Annotated in this window: 21 protein-coding genes and 1 tRNA gene; 16 read left to right on the forward strand and 6 right to left on the reverse strand. The window is 62.1% G+C overall.

Features of this window, described 5'->3' with window-relative positions:
• Positions 1 to 407: 407 nt before the first annotated feature.
• The 3 genes from OKA05_RS16990 to OKA05_RS17000 all read left to right on the forward strand — a co-directional run bounded on the left by OKA05_RS16990 (position 408) and on the right by OKA05_RS17000 (position 3,092).
• Positions 408 to 1,715, forward strand: a complete 1,308-nt coding sequence (locus OKA05_RS16990; protein ID WP_264488371.1) for a site-specific DNA-methyltransferase — start codon at positions 408 to 410, stop codon at positions 1,713 to 1,715.
• A gap of 4 nt (positions 1,716 to 1,719) precedes the next feature.
• Entirely contained in the window at positions 1,720 to 2,100 is a 381-nt protein-coding gene (locus tag OKA05_RS16995; RefSeq protein ID WP_264488372.1) for a DUF5681 domain-containing protein, read from the forward strand.
• Positions 2,101 to 2,216: 116 nt separating this feature from the next.
• On the forward strand, positions 2,217 to 3,092 hold the full coding sequence (locus tag OKA05_RS17000; RefSeq protein ID WP_264488373.1) for a hypothetical protein: 876 nt from the start codon (positions 2,217 to 2,219) through the stop codon (positions 3,090 to 3,092).
• Here the strand turns inward: OKA05_RS17000 and OKA05_RS17005 are convergent.
• A complete protein-coding gene (locus tag OKA05_RS17005; RefSeq protein ID WP_264488374.1) occupies positions 3,067 to 3,519 on the reverse strand; it encodes a hypothetical protein in 453 nt (150 codons plus the stop codon). The genes OKA05_RS17000 and OKA05_RS17005 overlap by 26 nt on opposite strands.
• Before the next feature lie 129 nt (positions 3,520 to 3,648).
• Between OKA05_RS17005 and OKA05_RS17010 the strand changes: the two genes are divergently transcribed.
• From OKA05_RS17010 to OKA05_RS17020, 3 genes are all read left to right on the forward strand, one after another.
• On the forward strand, positions 3,649 to 3,939 hold the full coding sequence (locus OKA05_RS17010; protein ID WP_264488375.1) for a helix-turn-helix domain-containing protein: 291 nt from the start codon (positions 3,649 to 3,651) through the stop codon (positions 3,937 to 3,939).
• Positions 3,940 to 4,047: 108 nt separating this feature from the next.
• Positions 4,048 to 4,497 (forward strand): DUF2924 domain-containing protein, encoded by a 450-nt coding sequence (locus OKA05_RS17015; RefSeq protein WP_264488376.1) that lies wholly within the window; start codon positions 4,048 to 4,050, stop codon positions 4,495 to 4,497.
• Entirely contained in the window at positions 4,490 to 6,283 is a 1,794-nt protein-coding gene (locus OKA05_RS17020) for a recombinase family protein (RefSeq protein WP_264488377.1), read from the forward strand. The genes OKA05_RS17015 and OKA05_RS17020 overlap by 8 nt, the downstream gene beginning before the upstream one ends.
• Before the next feature lie 205 nt (positions 6,284 to 6,488).
• On the opposite strand, the gene OKA05_RS17025 is transcribed toward OKA05_RS17020, so the two are convergent.
• Both OKA05_RS17025 and OKA05_RS17030 read right to left on the reverse strand, forming a co-directional pair.
• Positions 6,489 to 6,581 (reverse strand) — tRNA-Ser (locus tag OKA05_RS17025).
• 85 nt (positions 6,582 to 6,666) lie between these two features.
• A complete protein-coding gene (locus tag OKA05_RS17030) occupies positions 6,667 to 7,272 on the reverse strand; it encodes a hypothetical protein (RefSeq protein ID WP_264488378.1) in 606 nt (201 codons plus the stop codon).
• Between the two features lie 135 nt (positions 7,273 to 7,407).
• On the opposite strand from OKA05_RS17030, the gene OKA05_RS17035 reads away from it, so the two are divergent.
• Positions 7,408 to 7,917 carry a glycine cleavage system transcriptional repressor gene (locus OKA05_RS17035; protein WP_264488379.1) on the forward strand — a complete coding sequence of 170 codons (510 nt, stop codon included), beginning with the start codon at positions 7,408 to 7,410 and terminating at the stop codon, positions 7,915 to 7,917.
• 8 nt (positions 7,918 to 7,925) lie between these two features.
• Here OKA05_RS17035 and OKA05_RS17040 read toward each other — a convergent pair whose 3' ends face one another.
• The gene (locus OKA05_RS17040) at positions 7,926 to 8,735 is read right to left on the reverse strand and encodes a lipid II flippase family protein (RefSeq protein WP_264488380.1); all 810 of its coding nucleotides are present in this window, start codon (positions 8,733 to 8,735) and stop codon (positions 7,926 to 7,928) included.
• Positions 8,736 to 8,861: 126 nt separating this feature from the next.
• Between OKA05_RS17040 and OKA05_RS17045 the strand changes: the two genes are divergently transcribed.
• From OKA05_RS17045 to OKA05_RS17075, 7 genes are all read left to right on the forward strand, one after another.
• Positions 8,862 to 9,173, forward strand: coding sequence for a Dabb family protein (locus OKA05_RS17045; protein ID WP_264488381.1), 312 nt, complete (start codon positions 8,862 to 8,864; stop codon positions 9,171 to 9,173).
• Positions 9,170 to 10,189 carry a zinc-dependent alcohol dehydrogenase gene (locus tag OKA05_RS17050; RefSeq protein ID WP_264488382.1) on the forward strand — a complete coding sequence of 340 codons (1,020 nt, stop codon included), beginning with the start codon at positions 9,170 to 9,172 and terminating at the stop codon, positions 10,187 to 10,189. The genes OKA05_RS17045 and OKA05_RS17050 overlap by 4 nt, the downstream gene beginning before the upstream one ends.
• Positions 10,190 to 10,191: 2 nt before the next feature.
• Positions 10,192 to 10,599: a hypothetical protein gene (locus tag OKA05_RS17055; protein WP_264488383.1), complete on the forward strand. Its 408-nt coding sequence runs from the start codon at positions 10,192 to 10,194 to the stop codon at positions 10,597 to 10,599.
• The gene (locus OKA05_RS17060; protein ID WP_264488384.1) at positions 10,599 to 11,018 is read left to right on the forward strand and encodes a hypothetical protein; all 420 of its coding nucleotides are present in this window, start codon (positions 10,599 to 10,601) and stop codon (positions 11,016 to 11,018) included. The genes OKA05_RS17055 and OKA05_RS17060 overlap by 1 nt, the downstream gene beginning before the upstream one ends.
• Complete coding sequence (locus OKA05_RS17065; protein ID WP_264488385.1) at positions 11,019 to 11,807, forward strand: SDR family NAD(P)-dependent oxidoreductase; 789 nt, start codon at positions 11,019 to 11,021, stop codon at positions 11,805 to 11,807.
• Positions 11,808 to 11,909: 102 nt separating this feature from the next.
• The gene (gene dinB, locus OKA05_RS17070) at positions 11,910 to 12,947 is read left to right on the forward strand and encodes a DNA polymerase IV (RefSeq protein WP_264488386.1); all 1,038 of its coding nucleotides are present in this window, start codon (positions 11,910 to 11,912) and stop codon (positions 12,945 to 12,947) included.
• A gap of 66 nt (positions 12,948 to 13,013) precedes the next feature.
• Positions 13,014 to 13,709, forward strand: coding sequence for a PEP-CTERM sorting domain-containing protein (locus OKA05_RS17075; RefSeq protein ID WP_264488387.1), 696 nt, complete (start codon positions 13,014 to 13,016; stop codon positions 13,707 to 13,709).
• 6 nt (positions 13,710 to 13,715) lie between these two features.
• Here OKA05_RS17075 and OKA05_RS17080 read toward each other — a convergent pair whose 3' ends face one another.
• Positions 13,716 to 14,225 (reverse strand): gamma carbonic anhydrase family protein, encoded by a 510-nt coding sequence (locus OKA05_RS17080; RefSeq protein WP_343226975.1) that lies wholly within the window; start codon positions 14,223 to 14,225, stop codon positions 13,716 to 13,718.
• A gap of 129 nt (positions 14,226 to 14,354) precedes the next feature.
• Between OKA05_RS17080 and OKA05_RS17085 the strand changes: the two genes are divergently transcribed.
• Together OKA05_RS17085 and OKA05_RS17090 are read left to right on the forward strand one after the other, a co-directional pair.
• The gene (locus OKA05_RS17085; protein WP_264488389.1) at positions 14,355 to 20,714 is read left to right on the forward strand and encodes a lamin tail domain-containing protein; all 6,360 of its coding nucleotides are present in this window, start codon (positions 14,355 to 14,357) and stop codon (positions 20,712 to 20,714) included.
• Positions 20,715 to 20,996: 282 nt separating this feature from the next.
• Positions 20,997 to 21,815 carry a hypothetical protein gene (locus OKA05_RS17090; RefSeq protein WP_264488390.1) on the forward strand — a complete coding sequence of 273 codons (819 nt, stop codon included), beginning with the start codon at positions 20,997 to 20,999 and terminating at the stop codon, positions 21,813 to 21,815.
• 566 nt (positions 21,816 to 22,381) lie between these two features.
• Here the strand turns inward: OKA05_RS17090 and rplT are convergent.
• On the reverse strand, positions 22,382 to 22,759 hold the full coding sequence (gene rplT, locus OKA05_RS17095) for a 50S ribosomal protein L20 (RefSeq protein WP_264488391.1): 378 nt from the start codon (positions 22,757 to 22,759) through the stop codon (positions 22,382 to 22,384).
• Positions 22,760 to 22,791 lie beyond the last annotated feature (32 nt).

Consider the following 22,791-nt stretch of genomic DNA (forward strand, 5'->3'; position numbering starts at 1 on the left):
ATCGCCTCGATGCGCGCGCGGAAATATTGCTTGCCTTTCGGGCTCTATTCGTTGTTGGCTTTCCCGTCACTGAAACTCCGTGCGGCGGTGCCGTGCAAGTTTCTCATTAGGTCCGGTGGTGCCGGCCAGGGCGGGATGCCCTCATTTGAAAAAGGTGACGTCAGAACCAGACGAAAGCGTTTCGAGAATTCAACGGCGGTGCCTTGGATTGTTCGCACGGAGGCGGCGGTGCCCCTCCTCAGGCGGTGCCTGGAGTGCGAGGTCGGAAGAGTTCGTGAGGAGCTGATTGTTGAACTTGGGAACTAAAAACACGCGGCGGTGCCGTGTGCTCCCTGACTGCGCCCGGATTCCGGGAACCTGTCCACGACGCGGAAGAACCGTGTCCAACCTTCAATCAACTTCTTCAGATGAACTCTGTACTTTCCATTGAAACCATTCTCGTCGCGAAGCTCGTGTCCCACGAGCAGAACCCCCGCAAGCACTCCAAAAAGCAGATCCGCCAAATCGCGGACAGCATCCAGACCTTCGGCTTCAAGGTGCCTGTGCTGGTGGATGCCAACAATCGCCTGATTTGCGGCCACGGACGAGTAGCCGCCAGCAAGCTGCTCGGTATCGATTCCGTACCTGCCATTCGGGCCGCTGATCTCGACGACGCAAAGATCCGCGCCTACATGATTGCCGACAACCGGCTTACCGAGGTTGCCGAGTGGGACGATGCTCTGCTCGCCGAAAACTTCAAGATTCTCTCCGATCTCGATCTGGATTTCGACCTTGAGGTGACCGGCTTCGACTACGGCGATATCGAGGGCTTGTTGTCGCTAAACGAGGATGATGCCTCCGATGATCCGCCGGTTCCTTCGGTCGAATCACTTCCATCGGTTGCTCGACAGGGAGATCTCTGGATGCTGGGCGAGCACCGAATCTTGTGCGGCGACAGTCTTGATCGATCCTCCTACCGTAAGCTCTTCCCGGGCAAGACGAGGGCATCCATTGTCTTCACGGACCCTCCCTACAACTTGCCGGCGAAGGACATCGGGAAGACCTGCGAGGCAAGTCATGGCGACTTCGCGATGGGAGCCGGCGAAATGACTCCGGCTGAGTTCCAAGGGTTCCTCGAAACGATCTTCGATCACTTGGGATCGTTTTCGCGGAGCGGATCGATCCACTACATCTGCATGGATTGGCGTCACGCCCCGGAACTGATCGCCGCGGGGAAGGCATCGTACTCCGAATGGAAGAATCTCTGCGTCTGGACCAAGAGCGCTGGCGGGATGGGAACCTTCTACCGCAGCCAGCACGAACTGGTCTTCGTTTTCAAGAGCGGCAGCGGAAAGCATCAGAACCATTTCGAATTGGGGCAGCACGGTCGCCACAGGACCAACGTGTGGACCTACCCATCGGTGATGCATCTGAAGGAAGAAGATGGCGACAAGGGAGGGAAGGAAGCCCTTCATCTTCATCCGACCATCAAGCCAGTGGCGATGGTTGAGGATGCCCTCAAGGATTGCTCGAAACGCGGCGAGATCGTTCTCGATCCGTTTCTCGGCAGCGGAACCACGCTCATCGCCGCTGAGAAAACCGGACGAGTCTGCCACGGCATCGAGCTTTCCCCCCGCTACGTTGATGTGGTTGTCACCCGCTGGCAGGAATGGACCGGCCAGGACGCGGTTCACTCCGAAACCGGCCTCACCTATCAGGAAACTAAGCTCCTCTGAATTCATGAGCACCACATTTTCAGACGAAGAAGACGACTATGAGGTAGGCTACGGCAAACCTCCCAAGCACACCCAGTTTCCGAAGGGAAAATCCGGCAATCCCCTCGGAAGGCCGAAGAAGCAAAAGAAGAACTCCGAACTGCTTAACGAGCTATTGGACGTGAAGATCCAAGTGAATGGAAAGACCATCACCAAGCGAGAAGCGCTTTTCCTCTCGATCGTGAACGACGCAATCAAAGGGAAAGCAAGCGCCCGGAACACACTGCTCTCCCTAGTCAATGAAGAGGACGTAGAATTGGAAGAGTTCAGTGAAACCTTTGACGACAAAATCGCCTTTTTCGAGGTCCAGCGTCAGATGGCGAAGCGAGGAAAGGAGGAGGAATGACGAACGCCCAATTCATCTACCGGATGCGCTTCAGGAGCTTTGTCGATTTCGCCTTCAGAGAACTCCATCCCGACGAGTCCTTCGTTAGGAACTGGCACATCGACCTGATCTCCGAGATGCTCAATCTGATGTATCAGGAGAGCAGCAGCGGCTTGAACCGGATGATTTTCAATCTGCCCCCAGGCTATTTGAAAACTCACCTGTGCTCGGTTTCGTTCCCCGCATGGATCCTTGGCCGCGATCCGAGAAAGTCGGTGCTAATCCTGTCGGAGGATCCTGAGCCTGCCTTCGAGATTCAGGAGCGGTGTGCCGAGCTGATGGGCACCAGCCGCTACCGCTCGGTCTTCCCCAGGGCCCGCATCAAGAAAATCTCGCGGATGTTGGAACTGGAATATGGCGGCGGCATCTGCCACGCGGGAATCGGCTACTCATCCCGGCACACGAAGAGCGATGTCGTTATCATCGACAACCCACAGAGCTTGCACAGCCTGGATCGGATCAAGCCGGAGCATTTTGCCGAAATTGGCAGGCTGTTGAAGAAGCCCAAGGAAGGAATAATCGTGATGGCCACCCGCCGCATCGCGGAAAACGACCTGAGCTCGTTTCTCCACCAAAAGCTGGGTGGCTGGGGTAGGCTCTCAATTCCAGTCGTCGCGTTTGAAGACAAAGTGTGGAAAATGCCGCCCGATCTCAGCCATGTGCAGAAGAAGGGAGCCCTTCTCGACAGCTCATTGGAAAGATGGGAGGACATTGAGGGGCATCTGGCGGCGATGGGCGGGGAAGCGTTTTGCTATCAGTACCTCCAAGGCGAGTATTCTCCGCCGAAGAGCGGGGAAATCGAATTGCCGGAGCGCAACGGAATGAGATGCAAGGCCGTCGGCAATTTCGATCCGACTTGGGTCACTTCAACCCATCTGGCAAACCTCCGGGCATTGGAGGCTGACCGCATTGATGTTGCTTCCGATCCTACCCACGAGCAGGCGACGGAGTAGCCGTGAGGAAGTCAGCGATGGATGTCCAATTGCCGCGGTAACTTTCCTTCTCCGTCAAATCCTTCAGGTTCACCTTGCCCCATCTCGGGTCGCGGGGAAGCGCGAGCACCGTTCCTGCCGGAATCACATAGAAGTCCGGCGGAAGGATCGCCTTTTTCCCGTCCTTCGAGCCCCGGTTGAGGAATGCGGCGACGACAAAATCGCAGTTGAAGTTCTTGATCGGGAAACCGGTCGCACCGGTCCGCCAGCGACTCTTGACCTGAATCCTCACAGAAGTGTTGAACTCCGGGTTGGTCGCCACCAGATCGTAGCCGGGCATGTTGGTGTATGTCTTGTACGTCGGGATTTTCCGGAGGAGAAGTTCGCCGAGAACGAGAAATTCGGCTCCTTCGCTTTCCAAGCGCGTATCGAGTTTTTCCGAAGCCATGGGGATGGGTGCTTCGGCATGCCGTTTGGCAGGCCGGGATGAGCGTAGCTTGGACTGGTGGTCCTAATCAACGGTTTTGTAAGCGCAGTATAACAAACGGAAGGCTGGGATCGCATAGTCATCCGGCCCGTGGGAGCGCGCCCTGTCAGAAATGTTGCCGGGCCAGTCATCCGTTCGCTCCGGAACGAGTTGGGCTGGAGCCAAGAGCAGGCGACAGCCCGCTGTAACGTGGTGGGATTCGATATTTCCAGGGCCTCTTATGCGCAGATCGAGAGCCAGATCCGGAGCGTCACCGACCACGAGCTGGCGCTACTGGCAAAGGCATTCCGGGTAGGGCCGGAACGACTGTTGCCTGAGACTCTGCCTCCGTGGACCGGCAAGGGTAAAAAGGACACTTGGAAGAGCCGGAAGCGCGATTGATCGCCGATCGGAGTGACATTCCTGGCTGAAGTGTTGGCTGCGACTACTTCTCGAACATTCTCTGTATGACTTGATCTCTCTGGCGGGTGGAGCGTGTGTCGCCGCGACATGCAATCCATTGAGGATCTGGAGAAAATGACCAAGGACGAGCTGCTTGACCGGTGGCGAAAACTCCCCGGCAAGCAGCCGCCTCCCGGGCGCGTCGACCGCTTGCTGCGCGAACTTGCCTACCGTTTGCAGGAGGATGAATTCGGACGCCTCGACAAGAACACGACCGTCTCACTGCGCCGCCACATGGCTGAGTTCGGGAAATCTCTGCGCTCCCAGCGACCCGCACAGGCCGAGATCAAAACCCCGACGAAAGTGGTTCTGGAAGCGGGGTCGGTGCTCACTCGCGAATGGGACGGCAAGCGCATCACCGTCCAAATCGCCAGTCCCCGCCAGTTCGTCTGGGAGGGCCAGACCTTCAAATCCCTGAGTGCGCTCGCCCGCAAGATCACCGGCCAGCATTTGTCAGGACCATTGTTTTTCGGACTGAAGGAGGAATGCCATGGCTGAGAAGGTCAAACGCTGCGCGATTTACACGCGGAAGAGCACCGAGGAGGGACTTGAACAGGAATACAATTCTCTCGATGCCCAACGGGATGCTGCCACCGCCTTCATTCGCTCTCAGAAGCACGAAGGCTGGAAAGCCATCAAGGAAACCTACGACGACGGGGGCATCTCGGGAGGACACATGGAACGCCCCGGACTCCAGAGGCTCCTTTCGGACATTCGCGGAGGGAAAATCGATGTCGTCGTGGTCTACAAGGTCGATCGCCTTTCACGGTCCTTGGCCGACTTCGCCCAGCTGATGAAGCACTTTGACACCCACGATGTGTCCTTCGTGTCGGTCACCCAACAGTTCAATACCTCCAGCAGCATGGGCCGGCTCACTCTCAACGTCCTGCTTTCCTTTGCCCAGTTCGAACGCGAGGTCACCGGTGAGCGCATCCGCGACAAGATCGCCCTCTCCAAGCAGAAGGGCATGTGGATGGGAGGAACCCCGCCACTCGGATACGACGTCTGCGATCGAAAGCTCCTCGTCAATCCGACGGAAGCCGAAACCGTTAGAGCCTGCTTCCAGACCTACCTCGAAAAATCAGGTCTCATCGGTTCGGTCCTGGAACTCAACCGGCTGGGGCAGACGACGAAGGCATTCATCAGCCGGAAAGGGCGAATCCAGCAGGCACGGCCGTGGGTGGCAAAGGAACTCCATCGGTTGCTCACCAATCCTATCTACCGCGGGCTGATCCGCCATAAGGGCAACGATTACCCAGGCGAGCACGACGCAATCATCGCCTCTGATGTTTGGAACTCGGTTCAATCCAAGCTCCGCCATCAGCAGCCGGACTTCCGCAAGAGTTCCGGGCACCTCAACGAAACTGCCATCGCCAAGACCCGCCTGATCCACCCGCTCAAAGGCTTCCTCTTTGGCATCGATGGGCAGGCGCTTACTCCGACCTATACCAACAAGAGCGAGAAAGCCGCCAACGGCACGAAAACGCGAAAGCGCTATCGCTACTACGTTTCGCAGCAGGCCATCCGCCAAGGCTACGGAGCCGCGTCACTCAAAACCATCAGCGCCTCGTTGCTTGAGGACGCCGTGCGCCGGATGCTGATCCATTCATTGCCCGATCTCGCCGGATTCACTTCGTCAGAAGAGCTGTCGACGGACGAGATGAGTCACCGCCTCGGCATGCATGCCAGACACCTCGCCCGGCTCGACACTCCGGCTGACTTCTCAACGTGGCTGACGGTTGCGAGCCCAAGGATCGTCGTCGGGCCCGACATGGTCGCGATTCAGATTCCTCAGGACCGACTGACAATGCTGGCTGGATCCCCACCGAATGACCTCGCGGACGATGAATCCCCGCCGCTCGGAATTCCGGCCCAAATCGACTGTGAGAACGAGCGGGTGATTTTGACGGCAACGATCTCCTTCAAGCCGCGGCGCGGCCGGTCGGAGATCATCGACGGACGAACCGGTGAGGAGATCGGCGTGCGGCGCACCGCGCCAAATCCAGTGCTGATCCAAACTATCGCTCAGGCGGAATTCTGGAGGTCTGAACTCGCCCAGCATCCGGAGAAGTCCCTTCAGGAAGTCACCGAAAGGTACGGCGTGAAGCCCACCTACGTCCGTCGGCTTCTCAATGCCGCCTATCTGGCTCCGGCAATCAAGAAGGCGATTTTCCAAGGAACCCAACCCGCCCGGCTTCAGGTGCAGGACCTGTTGGCCCAGCGGTCGCCCGACTGGCCGACGCAAATGTGCGACCTCGGGTTCGAAGGTTCGGCAGCTGCCTGACCGATCCAAACTTCGAAAACCCTCTCGGGGTTCCCGAAATCCGGAAAATGGACCACCACCTGGATCAGTTTGAGAGATCGCGTCGGGAAATCAGGAGTGGCGGACGAAGATCCGGAGGCTTCTCAATCAGAGAGAAGCGGAAACCCGCGGCCCCAAGGGGATGTAACCCATTAAGAGTGAACCTTCCGGTTCATCTCTCAGAAAATGGCGGAGAGAGTGGGATTCGAACCCACGGTAGGTTTTAAGCCTACGTTCGATTTCGAGTCGAGTGCCTTAAACCGAGCTCAGCCATCTCTCCTTTTGCGGCTGGGGGCGGGAAATTAGCAACGAGCCCCGGGTTGTAAAGCTCCGGGTTCGATCAATTCCATTCGATTTGCAGGGGCTCACTCGGCCTCCTCGTGCTCCACGGCGGCGGCGAAGGCGGTGCCGGACGGATCGGTGCCGGGTTGCGGAGTAGCCTTTCCGGGGATCACGTGGATCACATCCAGCGGGGCTGCGGCGCGGCTGCGGCGGACGGCTTCGCGGGAAATGAAATCGACCAGGGTGCCGGACAGGAGGATGGCGGAGGCGGCGAGGCCCATGCCGATGACCCACCAGCGTTCGCCGGTTCGGCCGCGGCCGAAGTTCGATTCGCAATCGAGCGTTGGGCCCACTTTCGGCGGCGCCGCGCGGCGAATCGTTGGCGGCAGGATATCGAATGCCGGATGAATGGTCGGCGGCTCGACGGCGAGATCCGGCACGCGGAGCTCGACCTGGCGGCCGGAGGCGAAAGGTGAGCAGGCCGGGTGCGGCACGTCGGCGCGGCCGGCGAAGGAATCGAAGTCCTCCGCGGCCAATCCTTCCACCGGCAGGTCACCGGCGGTGCCGAGCAGGACTTTCCGCACATCCACGGCGGTGACGAAGTCCTCGATGTCGATCCGGGGCGCACCCGCCGGATCATCGCCGCGTGGCAGCACGGGCAGAGGGGATAGGGTGTCGGGGAGAATCATGGGTGGGACAAATAATTGGGAGAGGGTGTAACTCCTTGGCTTGAAGTGGGTCAATGATCATTTTTTCTTAAATATTTTGCCGAAATTTCAAAAAATTGGCTGACGAAAATCGGGTGCCAGTGCTCAAATCCGGGCATGCCCGCCTCCATCGTGATGACCGTCCTCGCCGCCGACCGCCCCGGCCTCGTCAGCGCCCTTTCCGAGACCATCGCCGCCCGCGGCGGGAGTTGGCAGGAGAGCCGGATGGCACGGCTGGCGGGTCAATTCGCAGGCATCCTGCGGGTCGAATGTCCCGAGGCGGAGTGCGATGCGCTGCTCGCGGCGTTGGTCGGCTTGGAAGCACAGGGGATCTCGGTGCAGGCCAAGCGTGAGGCGGCCGCTCCAGCGGAAAAGCGCGAAACCCTGGCGCTCGATGTCATGGGCAATGACCGCCCCGGCATCATCCGCTCGCTGTCCGCGGCCATCGCCGGTGCGGGCGGCAATGTGGAGGACCTGTCCACGTCGCTCGAAAGCGCGCCGATGTCCGGCCACCCGATTTTCCACGCGAAGGGGATCGTTTCCCTCGCGACAGGTAGCGATCCGGCGGTGCTGATCGCGGCGATCGAAAACCTCGGCACCGATCTCTCCGTTTCCGTAGAGAGTTGAGCCTCGGTTCAGGCGGGGATGATCCGGGCGATCCAGGCGATCAGCTGCGCGCCCGGGATCATCAGGAAATGCGCCATCACCGTGCCTAACAGGCGGCTGCCGGCCATGCCGAAGACCGCGGCCCGGAGGCGCGAGTCGCCGTCCTCGCCGTCGCCCTTCGCCGCGCCATCGGTGACGTAGGAGAGGTAGGGATCGACGAAGGCAAAGAGCATGATGGTGCCGATGAAATTCACAACCGCGGAGAGCTGGCCGGTGGTCATCCGCAGGTCCGGCGCATAGACCCCGGCGTAGAGCGAGCTGAGCACGCCCGTGGCCAGCAGCGCGGAGCCGATCACGTTCATGACGAAGATGTTCCACGGCAGCCGGTGACCGGCGCGGAGGAAGCTGAAATTCGCCGTCGAGGGCACGGTCCACGAAGTTTTCAGCGCCCGCAGGCCCGGTCCGCTGAGTGCGTAGCGGGTCATCCGCAGCAGCGACGGGAAGCGATCGAAGGCCGCAACCACGGTGGTCACGTAGCGCTGGAACATCGGGATGAGAGCCGCGCCGACGAGGGTCGCGACGCTGGCCGAGAGGATCAGCAGGTGGAACTCGTGCATCAGGCCCTCGGTGGCGGTGGACTCGATACCCGACTCGACGCGCTTCGATAGCGCGGGCGTTAGCAGCGTGTTCGCGGTGCGCGAGACGAGCACCAGGATATTGAAGAGCGAGAGGCAAAACGCCACCTTTCCGGTCCGCGCCCCGGCGATGCGGACGCCGTAGGAAAGGGTCGCGATCAGGTGGATCACCGCGATGAAGACGCAGAGGTAGAGGATCGACATCGCCGGAAAACTGCAGGCCGTGTAGCCCCCGCCGGGACCCGCGTCAACCGGCAGGGATCTAACTCCTCTCTAGCAGACACCCGCCGTTCTTGCCGCCGCGGCCTGCCGCCGCTACACGGGCGGCGTATGGAACACCACGTGTATTTCTGGCTGAAGGACGAGCACAAGAATGAGGCCGATCTCAAGGCCTTCGAAGGCGGGCTTTCGAGCCTCTTCAAGCTCAAGGGGCTGCTCGGCGGCTTCTGGGCCGTGCCGGCGAAGGTGATGGAGCGGCCGGTGGTCGATCAATCGTGGGACTACGCGCTCACGATGACCTTCGAGTCCGTCGCCGCGCAGGATGCGTATCAGGTGGATCCGGTTCACGACGTCTTCATCGCCAACTTCAAGAGCTGGTGGGCCCGCGTCGAAGTGCGCGACCTCGAAAAGGGCGGCCAATGAGAGCGCTGCAACTCGTCGCCCCGTCCACGCTCGCCGTGGTGGATTTGCCCGCGCCAGTCCCGGTAGCGGGTGAGGTTCGTTTGCGCGTGAAGGCCTGCGGCATCTGCGGCAGCGACCTGCATGGCATGGACGGCAGCAGTGGACGGAGGATTCCGCCGCTGGTGATGGGGCACGAGGCCAGCGGCACGGTGGATGCCGTGGGGGATGGTGTCACCGCGTGGAAGGCCGGGGATCGCGTCACCTTCGACTCCACCGTCTGGTGCGGCGAATGCGGCTACTGTCGTGAGGGCCGCGTCAATCTGTGCGATGCGCGGCAAGTCGTCGGTGTCGCCTGCGCGGAGTTCCGGCGCGATGGGGCGTTCGCGGAATTCGTCACCGTGCCGCAGCGCATCCTTCACCGCTTGCCAGACGGGCTTTCGTTTGAGGAAGCCGCCTTTGCTGAGCCGGTGGGTGTCGCGCTGCATGCGGTGAAGCGGGCAGGGGATGTGGCCGGAAGTACGACACTTGTCGTAGGTGCCGGTCTCATCGGCCTGCTGGTCATCCAGGCGCTCAAGCGCGCCGGGGCGAGGAAGATCATCGCCGTGGATCTGGATGAAGGGCGGCTCACGCTCGCGAGAGAACTCGGGGCGGATGAAACCATTCTCAGCGGCAGCGCTCCCGTTCCTGAAGTGGACGTGGCGATGGAAGTCGTGGGTGCCGCACCCACGGTCGATCTCGCGATTCGCTCGGTGCGGAAAGGCGGCCGCGTCGTTCTGGTCGGCAATCTTTCCCCGACGGTTCCGCTGCCGTTGCAGATCGTGGTGACTCGCGAACTCGATGTTCTCGGAACCTGCGCGATTGCCGGGGAGTATCCCGAGGCACTCGAAGCCATCGCTTCCGGCGACATCCGGGTGAAGCCGCTCATTTCCGCCAGCGTTTCGCTGGAGGATGGCGTGTCGGCATTTGAGAAGGCCAAGGCGCCCGGGGCGCTGAAGGTGCTCGTGGTCGATGACGCGGGCGAAACGAAGAATTCTTAACGATGGATCACGCTTACCTTGAGATGTGCCACTCTTGCGAAAGCAAGGTGGTGTCGCATTACATCAGCCAGCCGGGGGCGGAGCCGCCCAGCCTTTCGCTTTGCGATGATTGCGTGCAGACGCATACGCCTGCGTTCGCAAGGGACTTCACGGAGGATTTGAGCGCCGAGGGCTGCCGCTTTTGTGGCGGAAAGGCCGCGGCGTCCGACAGCTTGGCCCATGTGATCGATGGCGCTGGGGCGGAAGAGAAGTTTCTCTGCCGGTCCTGCGCCTTGGAATATCACAGGATCGGGCTCCGGTATTTTGAAAGCCCGTTGGATCCGGATTTGAAAGCGGACGAGCGGCTTCGCGAAATCATGGCGCAAATCGACACGGACATGCGCCGCTGGGTGATCCAACGCGACAACTGATGGATTCGGAGGAACAGGGGGTGTGCATGAATTGTGGTGGCGATCACGCCACCGTTTTCCTCGTCACGATTGTCTCGGGAGTGAAGGAATCCCGACGTCTCTGCATGAAGTGCCACGTGCAGGGGCTGTCTGGATCCCCGATCCATGAGGCGATGAAGCAGGCAAGATGTTGTTTTTGTGGCGGACAGGCGGTGGTCCCCGATAGCTTGGCAAACATCGCCAATGGTCCTGAAACGGTGCCTGTATTCCTCTGCCTTTCTTGTTTCGCCGAATCGAACACGGTGGCCACGGAGAAACTCCGGATCTTGGAAAGCGAATCCGATTCACTCCCTTCATCCGAGCAGAAGAAACGACTCCGAGAGATCACGGAGCAGATCGAAACTCACATGCGCCGCTGGGTGATCCAACGCGACAACTGAATGAACGATCCCTTCGACCTCACTGAAAAAACCGCTCTTGTCACCGGAGCCAGCCGTGGATTGGGCAAAGGCTTCGCGCTCGCCCTGGCGAGAGCCGGGGCGGACGTCGTCGTGACGAGTCGCACACTGGCTTCGCTCGATGAGACTGTTTCCGAGATCGAAGCGCTCGGTCGCAAAGCGTGGCCGGTCGTCTTGGACGTGCGCGACAAGGATAGCATCGACGCTGCCGCCGAGGCCGCGTGGTCGGCTGCCGGTCATCTCGACATCCTCGTGAACAACGCCGGCTGCAATGTTCGCAAGCCCGCGCTCGAAGTGACGTGGGACGATTGGAACCTGATCCTGGACACCAACCTGCGCGGCGTCTTCTTCACCGCCCAGGCGATCGCCCGCCGGATGGTCGAGCGGGGCTACGGCCGCATCATCAATATCGGCTCGGTCACTTGTGTGAATGGCTATGCGGGACTCGCGCCGTATGGGGCCAGTCGCGGTGGTGTGAAACAGCTCACCATGAGCCTGGCCGACGATTGGGGGCAGCATGGTATCACCGTGAATTGCCTCGCGCCGGGCTGGTTCAAGACCGCGCAGAACGCCGTGATGTATGAGGACACCGGCTGGGTCGATTATCTAACAGACCGCATTCCGCTGAAGCGTCCCGGTGCCCCCGGCGATCTGGATGGCACGCTGGTGTTCCTCGCCTCGGATGCCAGCGCCTACATGACGGGCCAGACCCTTCTGGTGGATGGCGGCATTTCCGTCGGCGCGGTGCGGGCGGTGCCGCGGAAGCCCTAAGGAGCGCGGACATTCCGTCCACGCCGTGTCGACAGAATGTCGACACTCCTTACGGCCGCCGCTTGCGCTTCGCCACTCCCCGCCGTTTCCTCCAGCGATCCCATGCGAAAGATCGTCCACATCGACATGGATTGCTTCTATGCGGCGATCGAGGAGCGTGAGAATCCCTCGTTGCGCGGGAAGCCCGTGGGCGTGGGTGGCAGCTCGCGGCGCGGCGTGCTGACCACGGCGAATTACGCGGCGCGCAAGTTCGGGTGTCGCTCGGCGATGCCGGTTTTCAAGGCCCTGCAGCTTTGCCCGCAACTCGTGATGGTGCCGGTGCGTTTTCATCTCTACCGCGGTGTCAGCGCACAAGTCCGGGCGATTTTCGGCCGCTTCACGGAGAAGATCGAGCCGCTGTCATTGGATGAGGCCTACCTCGATCTTTCCCATCTGAACTCTTCGGCGGAAGCGGTGGCGCGCGAGATCCGCAATCAAATCCGCGAGGAACTGAGGTTGACCGCCTCCGCAGGCATCGGCCCGAACAAGCTCATCGCCAAGATCGCCAGCGAGTGGAACAAGCCGGATGGGCAGCGCGAGATCCTCCCCGAAGAGGTGGACGACTTCATGAAGGCCCTGCCCGTGGGCAAGCTGTGGGGCGTCGGCGGGAAGATGCGGGCCAAGCTGGAGGCGCTCGGCGTGAATACCTGCGGTGACTTGCAGCGTTTCGACAAGATCGAGATGTCACGCCGCTTCGGCAAATGGGGGCTCGAGCTGTGGGAGCTATGCCGCGGCATCGATGATCGCGAGGTGGAGACCGAGCGCATTCGCAAATCGATCAGTAACGAGAACACCTTTACCGAGAATCTGACATCGATCGATGACCTGCGCCCGCCGATGCATGCGATGCTCGAGGAGTTGGCTGGCGACGTGGCGCGGCATGAGGACCGTGAGATTCGCTCGCTGGTGGTGAAGATGAAGTTCGCCGATTTCACGCGGACCACGGCGGAGAAGGCGCATGCGCTGATGGACACGGAGATCTTCGATGCTCTCCTGGCCGAGGCCTGGCAGCGGGGTGAGGGGAAGCCGGTGCGGTTGTTAGGTGTGGGAGTGAGGTTCCGCGATCCTGAAGGAGACGAACAACTGGAGTTCCCGGTTTGAGAGCTCTTTGAAATCGCGCCTTGAGGCGAGGGGGCAAGTCGATAGAGAAGAGTCCTTGGTGATGCCATGATTGCACGAAACGCCCTATTTATCTTCGGCCTGACAAGCCACGCCGCCTTTTCCGCACTCGTCGTGTCGAGTGGATTGGAGGACGGCTCCGGCGCTTTGCCGGATCGCGCGATTGTCACTTCGGAAGGCGCGCTTGTCGCAACGGGCTTCGCTGGCGTGGGGGTGTTCTCCCTCCCGGATGACGAGGTAGACCGCCTCGCTATCAGCAAAGATTTCGCTGGCCTGATTGCGGCGTTTCAGCCGGTGGTCGGCACGGACGATTTTCAGGCGGGCTTGGTCAGCCTGATTGGCTCTCCCGCTGCTCCCGGCTTTTTCTACGTGGTCAATGAAGGCATTGATCCTGTGGCTTCCGGGCTGTCGGGAGCGACGATCTACTCGTTCTTTGGCAACGGTCCGACTCTGGCGGAGAGCATGGAGCTGGGGTTGTTCAGGCACTCGTCGGTCTTGGCCGGGAACGTTGACGGACAAGGGAACACGCGGACCTACTTTTTCAACCTTTCGGATGGTGTCCCAAAGCTCGGCGCCTTCGGCTCGACGAGCCAAGTGGCGTCGATTCCCCAGTTGGGAACCTTCGACCAACCATTCGCAACGATGGTTCTCGAAACCATTCCCGAGCCCGGCATCTCCATAAGTTTTCTCGCTGGAGTTTCGATGCTCGCCTTCCGTTGCCGGCAGAGGTCCGGGCAAGTCTGACGGCGTTTACCGCGCGAGATACTTCCGCGATTGCACGACGTACTTCTCTGCCCAGCTCTTCACCTTCGCCTGTTCATCGAGTGAAAGCGTGCGCACGACTTTCGCTGGCGAGCCTAACACCAGCGAGCCGGGCGGGATGATGGTGCCACCGGTGACCAGGGCACCTGCGCCGATGATCGAGCGTTCGCCGATCACCGCACCGTCGAGCACGATGGCTCCCATGCCGACCAGCACCTCGTCCTTCACCGTGCAGGCGTGGAGGATGGCCGAGTGGCCGACGGTCACGAGTTCGCCGACGTAGCAGCCGTAGTCGTCGGCGAGGTGGATCACGGCGTTGTCCTGCACGTTCGAGCGTGGGCCGATCACGATCTCATTGATGTCGCCGCGCAGGGTAGTGTTGTACCACACGCTGCTTTCCTCGCCCAAGGTCACGCGGCCGATGACATCGGCACTGCCGGCGATGAAGACGGACGGGTGGATCTGCGGGGAAAAGGACTCGTAGCGCTCGATGGCCATGATGCGGGAAACGTGGACCGCGGCCGCCCGGCTGTCAGTCGCGAATGTGGCGGTATTGCCACGTGGCGGCTTCGACACGCAAGCATGCAAGACGCGGCGATTGGATGGGCTAAACGGCTCAGCGTTGCCATGAAACTCACACGCTCTCTCCCTGCGGGACTCACCGGCTTGTTCGCGGTGTGCTCGCCAGCCCTCCACGCCCAGTTGCTGCTCACCGAGATCAACTCCAACGGGAGTGCCGGGGACTACTGGGAAATCACCAATGTCGGCGCGGCCAGCGTTGATCTCAGCGGCTACCGCTGGACCGATGGCGAGGCTTCCGGGACCTTCGCGGGAGCTGCTGCCTGGGCCTTGGCTCCGGGCACCACGATTGCCGCAGGCGAGTCGATCGTTTTCACGAAGGTCGCCGAGAGCGCCTTCCGCACCTGGTGGGGTGCGTATCTGCCCGCGGGTGCCAAGGTGTTCTCCGCCACGGCCTCTCCCGGATTGGGGGGGAACGATGGAGCCAAGCTCTTCGACAGCACTGGCGCGGCGGTGATCACCTTCTCGTATGCGGCCGGAGGATTCACGAAAGCCGACAATGGTGCTTCACTGGGCGGTCACGCAGGGGCATCCGCCGGTGGCACCTCCAGCCAGGCCGCGGTGTGGATTCCTGCATCGGGTGCTGCGAGTCCTCGCTACACCTTTGCCGATGGTTCCACCAATGGCACAACCGTTTCGGCCACGAATGCTGCCGACATGGGATCGCCGGGCTACAGCGGATTCGGTGGGTCGGGACCGACCATCACGCTGGGCGTTTCCGCGCTGCCCGAGTCCTTCTCCGAGAGCGCCGCCAACCCAGCCTCGACCGGCACGGTCACCCGTGCAGTGGCCACCACGAGCGATCTGGTGGTGAATCTTTCCTCCAGCGACACGACCGAGGCCACCGTGCCGGCGACGGTGACGATCCTCGCGAACCAGACTTCCGCGACCTTTCCGATCACCGCGGTGGACGATACGTTCCCGGATGCTAACAAGACCGCAACCATCACCGCCAGCGCGACGGACGCCACCAGCCCAACGGTGGCGCTGACGGTGCAGGACGACAGCGACGTCTTCCCTCACCAACTCCTGCTGACGGAAATCCACTCCGACCAGGATGCCAGCCCGGAGGATTTCTGGGAACTCACCAACGTCGGCTCCAACAGCGCCGACATCAGCGGCTACTCTTGGATCGACAGCCCCGGCTCGTATTCGGCCTCACTCGACAAAGTGCCGAATGGCACGACGCTCGCACCGGGTGAATCGGTCATTTTCACCGCAGCCGATCCGACCGCCTTCCGCGATGTTTGGGGCGGGTTGGAATCGGTGAAAGTTATCCACACCCCGAACGCGCCGGGTCTCGGCAAGAATGACGGGGTGAAGCTTTTCGAAAGCAGCGGCAACCAGGTCTTCTTCGTCAGTTACGCCGCCGGTGGCTTCGACCGCGCCGATGGCACGGACTCGAAGGGCGAGCACGCCGGCTACTCCGCCAGTCCCGACGGAGCGGTGGAAGCCGTGGAGGAACTCCGTTCGATGATCTGGGTTCCCACGTCGGGCATCGTTTCGCCCCGCTATACCGTGGCCGATGGCACGAGCTTCGGAAGCCGTGCCATCGCGGGCTTCGGCGACGTCGGCTCGCCGGGAGTCACGAACGCGGTCGCAGGAACTGGTTTCGTCAGCATCGCCAGCGCCTCGATTTCCGAAGGTAATACCGGCACTTCCACGCTCGCCCTGGACGTGACCCGCACGGAGACCTCCTCCGCCTTCGCGGTGGACTACACGGTCACCGGCGGCACCGCGGACGGCGCTGATTACACCCTCGCTTCCGGCACCTTGAACTTCACCGCCGGTGGTGTGGATAGCCAGCCGGTGAACATCATCGTGAATGGCGACACCGATTCCGAGCCGGATGAAACGGTGGTCGTCACGCTCTCTAACATCGTCAACACAACGGGCACAACGACCCTCGGTGAAGAAGTGGGAACTGGCACCATCCTTGCGGATGACGTCTTCATCGCCACGCAGCCGGTCAGCACCGCTATCGTCAGCGGCGGTGTGACGACGCTCTTCCTGGATGCCATCGGTTCGCCTGCGCCAACCATCCAGTGGTATCAAGGAAACGCCGGTGATACCAGCACGCCGGTCGGCACGGATTCCCGCATCTTCGTCACCCCGGCCCTCGCCGCGAGCACCAGCTACTGGGCGCGCCTGACCAACGGTGTCACCACGGTGGATACCAGCGTCGCGACGGTCTCCATCGTCCCTGCCGCCACGGGCGTCAATCTCGCTACCTACGTCCGCACGGGCCGCCACGGCCTGCCGGAGCCGACCCGCACCGCGCTGCCAGCCGGCACTGCCGCCCACAACCTGCTCTGCCAGGAAGCGTCCGGCGTGGCTTACAACTGGGACACCGACACGCTGTTCATCTCCTGCGACGGCGGCCGTTCCATCACCCAGGTTTCGAAGACCGGCCAGTTGATCGATACGATGTCGCTGGACCTCCAAACGGGTGCTCCGCAGGGCACCGCGTTCTACGATCCGGAAGGCATCACCTACGTCGGCGGCGGCCAATTCGTCTTCAGCGAGGAACGCGACCAGCAACTGGTAAAGTTCACCTACGTGCCCGGCACCACGCTCACCCGTGCGAATGCCCAGACCGTCGATCTCGGACCGTTTGACGACAATACCGGCACCGAAGGCCTGAGCTGGGATCCACCGGCCAGCGACTTCATCGCGCTCAAGGAGAAGTCCCCGATCGGCGTCTTCCGCACCGGCGTGGACTTCACCGCGGGCACCGCCACCACCGCTCCTCCCACGAGCGGAAACGAGGCGAGCAATCTCTTCAACACCTCGCTGCTCGGCATGACCGACGTGGCGGATGTGTTCGCCTTCACCAACATCCCGTCGATGGCCGGCCAGCCGCAGGAAGCGAGCTTGCTGGTGCTCGGCCAAGAGAATGCCCGGGTCGTCACCATCAGCCGCAGCGGCACGATCGGCAGCACGCTGAACATCACCGCCGACCCGGGCGACACGATCAGCCCTCCGGACATGCAGCACGAGGGCATCACGATGGACCGCGCGGGGAACATCTACATCGTCAACGAGAACGGCGGCGGTAACATCAACTTCCCGGAGCTCTGGGTCTACTCGACCACCACACTATCCAACACCGCCCCGACCGCCGTGGCTGTGAACAATGCGGTCACCTCCATTCAGGAAAACGCCAACACCGCCTCACCGGTCAAGGTGGGCGACATCGTGGTCTCCGACGATGGCCTCGGCACGAACGCGCTGAGCCTAACGGGAGCCGATGCGGCCTCCTTCGAAATCACCGGCACTGCCTTGTATCTCAAGGCGGGTGTAACGCTCGATTTCGAGACCAAGGCCAGCTACGCCGTCACGGTCAATGTCGATGACAGCTCGGTGGGCACCACGCCGGATGCCACCGCGAACTTCACGCTCACGGTGACCGATCAGGAGCCCGAGACTCCGGTCGTTTCCGGACTGCTCATCACCGAGGTTGTTCCTTGGGCGAGCAGCAACAGCCCGGTGGCCAAGGATTGGCTCGAAGTGACGAACACGTCGGAAGATCCGGTCACCATCACGGGCTGGAAAGTGGATGACAACTCGAACTCCTCCGCCCTCGCCGGAACGATCGGCGGCGTGACCACGATCGCCCCGGGCGAATCGGTGGTGTTGCTCATGGAAGTCACGGAGGCCGAGCTTCCCGCGCTTGCCACCACTTTCATCAACACCTGGTTCAATGGCACCGCACCTTCCGGCTTCCAGATCGGATGCGTCACAGGGGGAGGCATCGGCCTCGGATCAGGAGCCAGCGGTGACGCGGTGAACTTGTTCAATGCCACCGGCGTCCTGCAGGCCAAGCTTACCTTCGGAGTCTCCGACGCGGTCTCGCCTTACCAAACCTTCGACAACACGGTCGCTGCGGACAACGTCGCGGTCTCGCTGCTGAGCTCGGTGGGTGTGAACGGCGCCTTCCTGGCCCCGAACTCGGCGGAAGTCGGCTCGCCGGGCTACTCTGCCCCAGCCGTCCTGCGCATCACCGAAGTGGCTCCCTGGAGTAGCGGCAATAGCCCGATCCAAGCGGATTGGTTCGAAGTCACCAATACCGGTGCCCGTCCGAAGGACATGACCGGTTGGAAGTTCGACGATGTCTCGGAATCCTCGTCGGGTGCCTCCGCGCTGGCTGGCATTTCCTCGATCGCTCCCGGCGAGTCGGTGATCTACATCCAGACCACCAACCTTGCCTCCGCCCGCACGGCCTTCCTGAACAACTGGTTCGGCGCGAATCCGCCGGCCGGTCTCCAGATCGGCAGCCACAATGGCGACGGACTCGGCACCAGCGGCGACGCGGTGAACCTGTTCGACAGTAACAACGTGCGCCGCGCGAAGGTGACCTTCGGGGTTTCGCCTTCCGCCGCACCGTTCGGCACCTTCGATAACACCGCCAAGGTGGATGCCGCGGCAGTGACGCTCAAGGCGTTCCCAAGTGTGAACGGAGCCTTCAACGCCGCGAACAGCGCGATCGAAGTCGGCTCGCCCGGCTCGGTAGTGAGCGGTGGACCGCTGGCGTTCGCCACGTGGCTCTCCGCCAATGGCTACTCCTCGTTCGGTCTCGGCGCGGATTCCGATTCCGACGGCCTCACCGACGGTGTGGAGTACTTCTTTAACCAGAGCCCCAACAACGGGAGCGACACCGGCAACACGCCGCAGCTCGTTTCCAACGGCGGTGCCCTGGAGCTCGATTTCACCCGTCTCACCAATGCCGGTGGCATGATCGGCTCGCTGGAGGTTTCCGGTGATCTCGCCACTTGGGTCCCGGCCCTCTCCGGACTCGACTACGTTCCGGCCGGTGCGGTGGTGAACGGCACCGAAACCGCCGTCACCTACAGCCTGCCCGGCACCGGCCCGTCCGCACCGAGCCCTTCGGCGGGCTACCTGACTCCGAATACCTCGGACCCGGTCGGTGCCTCGCTCGGCGGTGTGCGCGTGGTGAACGAAGGCCTCGTCGGCGTCGGTCGCCTGAGTGGTGAGAACGTGGACGTGTTCGGTGAGACGCAGGGGGCCGCCTCCGGCCTCTTCATCACCGGTTGGGCCTACAACGCCGGCCAGTTCACCGGGAAGTTCCAGGTGCTCCCCGACCGTGGCTACGGCGACGGCAGCTCGAACTACGCGGCGCGTATCCACGAGGTGGACTTCACCTTCACCCCGTACTACGGCACCACGGCGACCGCTCAGGGACAGGTCCAGCCCGTTTATAACAACGTATCGACCAAGTTCACCTACGTGGATGTTGAGGATGGCTCGAAGACGAAGTTCACCACCGGACTCAATCCCGACAACGTCGGCCCCACAATCGGTGCCCGTACCGGCACGCTGTTCGGGCAGACCGTCGGTCTGGCCACCGCAGCCAACGGTCTTGGCGGCAATCAGGAAAGCCTGCTGAGTTTCGACGCGGAAGCGGTCCATCTCTTCCCTGACGGCTCCGGCTTCGTCTCGGATGAATACGGCACCTACATCGCCCGCTTCGATGCGACAAAGAAGATCACCGGCCTGACCCAGCTCCCGGGCGCGGCCCAGCCGCACAAGACCGGCGCGCCGAACTTCAATTCGCTCGGCGCACCAGACAACGGTCGCCGCAACAACCAGGGCATCGAGGGCATGTCGGTCACTCCCGACGGCACCCGCCTCTTCGCCCTGCTGCAGAGCGCCACGGTCCAGGACACCAACGGTGGTGCTCAGCAAACTCGCAACCACGCCCGCCTGTTCGTCTACGACATCGTCGGGGCGAAGCGTGAGAATCCGGAGCTGGTGGGCGAATACATCGTCCGCCTGCCGCAGATCGACCTCAATAGCGACGGTTCCGCCCTCGACGGCACCGCCGCCCAGTCGGAGATCGTTGCCCTCGGGCCGAATTCCTTCCTGATGCTGCCGCGCGATGGCAACGGTCTCGGCAAGCTGAACTCCCCGCCGATCCTGTTCAAATCGGTGCAGCTCGTCGACTTCGCCTCGGCCACCAACATCCGCGGCCTGTTCGACGGAGTCGGCCAAGCGGTCAGCCCGGCCGGTGTGCTCGACTCCAGTGTGACCGCCGCCGCCACGGCGGAGGTCATCAACATGCTCCAGCCGGACGACCTCGCGAAATTCGGCCTGAACACGACCATCCCTGCGAACTCCAACACGCTGAACGAGAAGATCGAAGGCATGGCGCTGGCTCCGGACCTCTCCACCGAGCAGCCCAATGACTTCTTCCTCTTCGTCGCCAATGACAACGACTTCCAGTCGTCCGACGTGAAGATGCTCAACGCGGCTGGCGTTATTCAGGACCGCGGTGACGGCCGACTTACCCCCGGCGTGACCAACGACGCGATGTATTACGTCTGGCGCCTGACCATCGACGCCAGCGGCAAGAAGTTCTTCCGGATGGATGTGACTGGAAATCCCTGATGCTTTCAGGCTGACTGCATGGATTGAATACGGGGTGGCCCCGGCGGAGATGCTCCCGCCGGGGCCACTTCCTGTACCCGCCGGGGGACCCGGTTCGGGCGGGCGGAGGAGGGGTGGATGCCTTCGGCCGGGATTCCGGCGTGCCCCTTTTGAGACCCACGAATCGCTGGACAGTCGTCGTGATCACGCGGACAAGTTCGAGTCGGCAATCACGCAGCCCGCGATGTCATCCTTGACGTAGCGGCGCGGGACGCTTGGTTTCCGCCCTCCCGTCACCCATTCATGCGTTCCTGCCTCATCGTTCTCGGCCTCTTTGTCCTCGCCATCGGCCTGCGATCGGCGCGGCGTGCGACATGGCGCAAGCTCGGCGCATTGGTCTTCCTGGGGGCCAGTTTCATGGCGGCCTACTACCTGACAGACTGCCTTTGGTGGGGGTTTGCGGGCGTGGCGCTGTGGTTTTTCCTGCCATGGGTGGAGCTGCTGACCCGGATCCGCCGGATGCGCCTGCCGCTGGAGAACCGCCTGCGCAGCCGCGAGGTGCCGGACCCGGCGTTCTTTCCGAACGCGGTGGAAGCCGCCGGGGCGATGGAGGACGCGGGCTTCGAGCATGTGGATGATTGCGGCTGGGAATGGGGCGGGATGAAGCAATTCTTCCGCCTCTTTTGGCATCCGGAGGAGCGGGCCGTGAGCGCCGTCTGCCTGTGCGAGCAGGGCGATGTCGCCTTCGCCTTCATCTCGGTGACCTCCCGCGACGAATCCGGGCGGATCTGGCGGACGACCAACTTTCCCTTCTCGCCGACCCTGAAATGCCCGCCGCAGATGCGCTGGAACCACGTGCCCTGCGAGCGGAACTGCTTTCACCAGATCCTGCGCGATCACAATGAGTTCCTGAAGCGGGTGAAGGTCCCGGTCGATTCGTTGCTGATGCCGGACCCGGACGAGATCGAGCACGCGATCGAGGACGAGATGAAATTCCAGATCCGCCACAACCTCGAGGCCGGGATCATCCGCGCGACCGGGGACGGGCATTTCGAGTACTCCTTCCGCGGCCTGATGTTCCTGTGGGGCCAGTTTGTGAAGGACATGGTGCGGTTGTGCTGAGGTTCCTTGCGGGCTCGATCCGGGCAATCTGCCGCAAGCCTCTCGAGGATCTGGTCCAATGATCCCGGAGTTCCCGGTCCAGGATCCGGGAGGGATCCCAGCGAGTAGCCGGTGGTCGTATCCGCGCAGCGGCGAAGACCACCGGACCCAAAGGAACGCGGGAGGAATCCCGGAGGGGATTCCAGCCGGGCCGGAAGCGCACCGCGGCGTATAATATCCCCTTCAGCTAGGGAACGAGGACAGGTGTGGCGGCCGTGTCCGTTGTTCGTACCCGGCTTGAACCCCATCCGGGGTTCCCATCAACGTCGTCGTGGATCCGGGGGTGTCGCTCGTGCCTCGCTCAACCCCCGGCTACTCGCTGCTTCCCCTCCGGGGAAGATGACCGGCGGATCGACTGTCGGCGGGTTTTGTAACAGGCTGGCGAGAACGTGGGAAGCAGGCGGCAGAGTCCGCTTCAGGGGGTGCTTGCGCGGTGTCACCACCGCGCCTACGGCGAGGCCACGGTAACAACAAAAACGCCGCACGGCACGGGGCCGGGCGGCGTTTTGGAATGAGTTGTTTTAAACTCAGGCAGCGGCGGTCGCCTTCTTGTCGAGGGCGGCCTTGGCCTGGGCGACGATCGCGGAGAACGCGGCTGCGTCCTTGACTGCGAGGTCGGCGAGGATCTTGCGGTCAGCTTCGATCCCAGCGGCTACGAGGCCTTCGATGAAGCGCGAGTAGGTCAGGCCTTCGTTGCGGACGGCAGCGCTGATGCGCTGGATCCACAAGCGGCGGAACTGGCCCTTGCGCTTCTTGCGGTCGCGGTATTCGTAGGTCATTGCCTTACGAACCGCGTCCTTGGCGTAGCGGAAGAGCTTCGAGCGGAATCCGCGGAAGCCCTTGGCACGCAGCAGGACGCGCTTACGACGGGCGCGGGAAGCCGGGCTATTGGTGGCGCGTGGCATTTTCTGTTTCTGGGTCGGACAGGCCGTTGGTT

It is taken from the genome of Luteolibacter arcticus (genome assembly GCF_025950235.1).
Lineage (GTDB): Bacteria > Verrucomicrobiota > Verrucomicrobiia > Verrucomicrobiales > Akkermansiaceae > Haloferula > Haloferula arctica.

Excerpts from the sequence above, each read along its gene's own strand:
- OKA05_RS16990 (WP_264488371.1), top strand. The coding sequence starts at position 408 with ATGAACTCTGTACTTTCCATTGAAACCATTCTCGTCGCGAAGCTCGTG.
- OKA05_RS16995 (WP_264488372.1), top strand. The coding sequence starts at position 1,720 with ATGAGCACCACATTTTCAGACGAAGAAGACGACTATGAGGTAGGCTAC.
- OKA05_RS17000 (WP_264488373.1), top strand. The coding sequence starts at position 2,217 with ATGCTCAATCTGATGTATCAGGAGAGCAGCAGCGGCTTGAACCGGATG.
- OKA05_RS17005 (WP_264488374.1), bottom strand. The coding sequence starts at position 3,519 with ATGGCTTCGGAAAAACTCGATACGCGCTTGGAAAGCGAAGGAGCCGAA.
- OKA05_RS17015 (WP_264488376.1), top strand. The coding sequence starts at position 4,048 with ATGCAATCCATTGAGGATCTGGAGAAAATGACCAAGGACGAGCTGCTT.
- OKA05_RS17020 (WP_264488377.1), top strand. The coding sequence starts at position 4,490 with ATGGCTGAGAAGGTCAAACGCTGCGCGATTTACACGCGGAAGAGCACC.
- OKA05_RS17030 (WP_264488378.1), bottom strand. The coding sequence starts at position 7,272 with ATGATTCTCCCCGACACCCTATCCCCTCTGCCCGTGCTGCCACGCGGC.
- OKA05_RS17035 (WP_264488379.1), top strand. The coding sequence starts at position 7,408 with ATGCCCGCCTCCATCGTGATGACCGTCCTCGCCGCCGACCGCCCCGGC.
- OKA05_RS17040 (WP_264488380.1), bottom strand. The coding sequence starts at position 8,735 with ATGTCGATCCTCTACCTCTGCGTCTTCATCGCGGTGATCCACCTGATC.
- OKA05_RS17045 (WP_264488381.1), top strand. The coding sequence starts at position 8,862 with ATGGAACACCACGTGTATTTCTGGCTGAAGGACGAGCACAAGAATGAG.
- OKA05_RS17050 (WP_264488382.1), top strand. The coding sequence starts at position 9,170 with ATGAGAGCGCTGCAACTCGTCGCCCCGTCCACGCTCGCCGTGGTGGAT.
- OKA05_RS17055 (WP_264488383.1), top strand. The coding sequence starts at position 10,192 with ATGGATCACGCTTACCTTGAGATGTGCCACTCTTGCGAAAGCAAGGTG.
- OKA05_RS17060 (WP_264488384.1), top strand. The coding sequence starts at position 10,599 with ATGGATTCGGAGGAACAGGGGGTGTGCATGAATTGTGGTGGCGATCAC.
- OKA05_RS17065 (WP_264488385.1), top strand. The coding sequence starts at position 11,019 with ATGAACGATCCCTTCGACCTCACTGAAAAAACCGCTCTTGTCACCGGA.
- dinB (WP_264488386.1), top strand. The coding sequence starts at position 11,910 with ATGCGAAAGATCGTCCACATCGACATGGATTGCTTCTATGCGGCGATC.
- OKA05_RS17075 (WP_264488387.1), top strand. The coding sequence starts at position 13,014 with ATGATTGCACGAAACGCCCTATTTATCTTCGGCCTGACAAGCCACGCC.
- OKA05_RS17080 (WP_343226975.1), bottom strand. The coding sequence starts at position 14,225 with ATGGCCATCGAGCGCTACGAGTCCTTTTCCCCGCAGATCCACCCGTCC.
- OKA05_RS17085 (WP_264488389.1), top strand. The coding sequence starts at position 14,355 with ATGAAACTCACACGCTCTCTCCCTGCGGGACTCACCGGCTTGTTCGCG.
- OKA05_RS17090 (WP_264488390.1), top strand. The coding sequence starts at position 20,997 with ATGCGTTCCTGCCTCATCGTTCTCGGCCTCTTTGTCCTCGCCATCGGC.
- rplT (WP_264488391.1), bottom strand. The coding sequence starts at position 22,759 with ATGCCACGCGCCACCAATAGCCCGGCTTCCCGCGCCCGTCGTAAGCGC.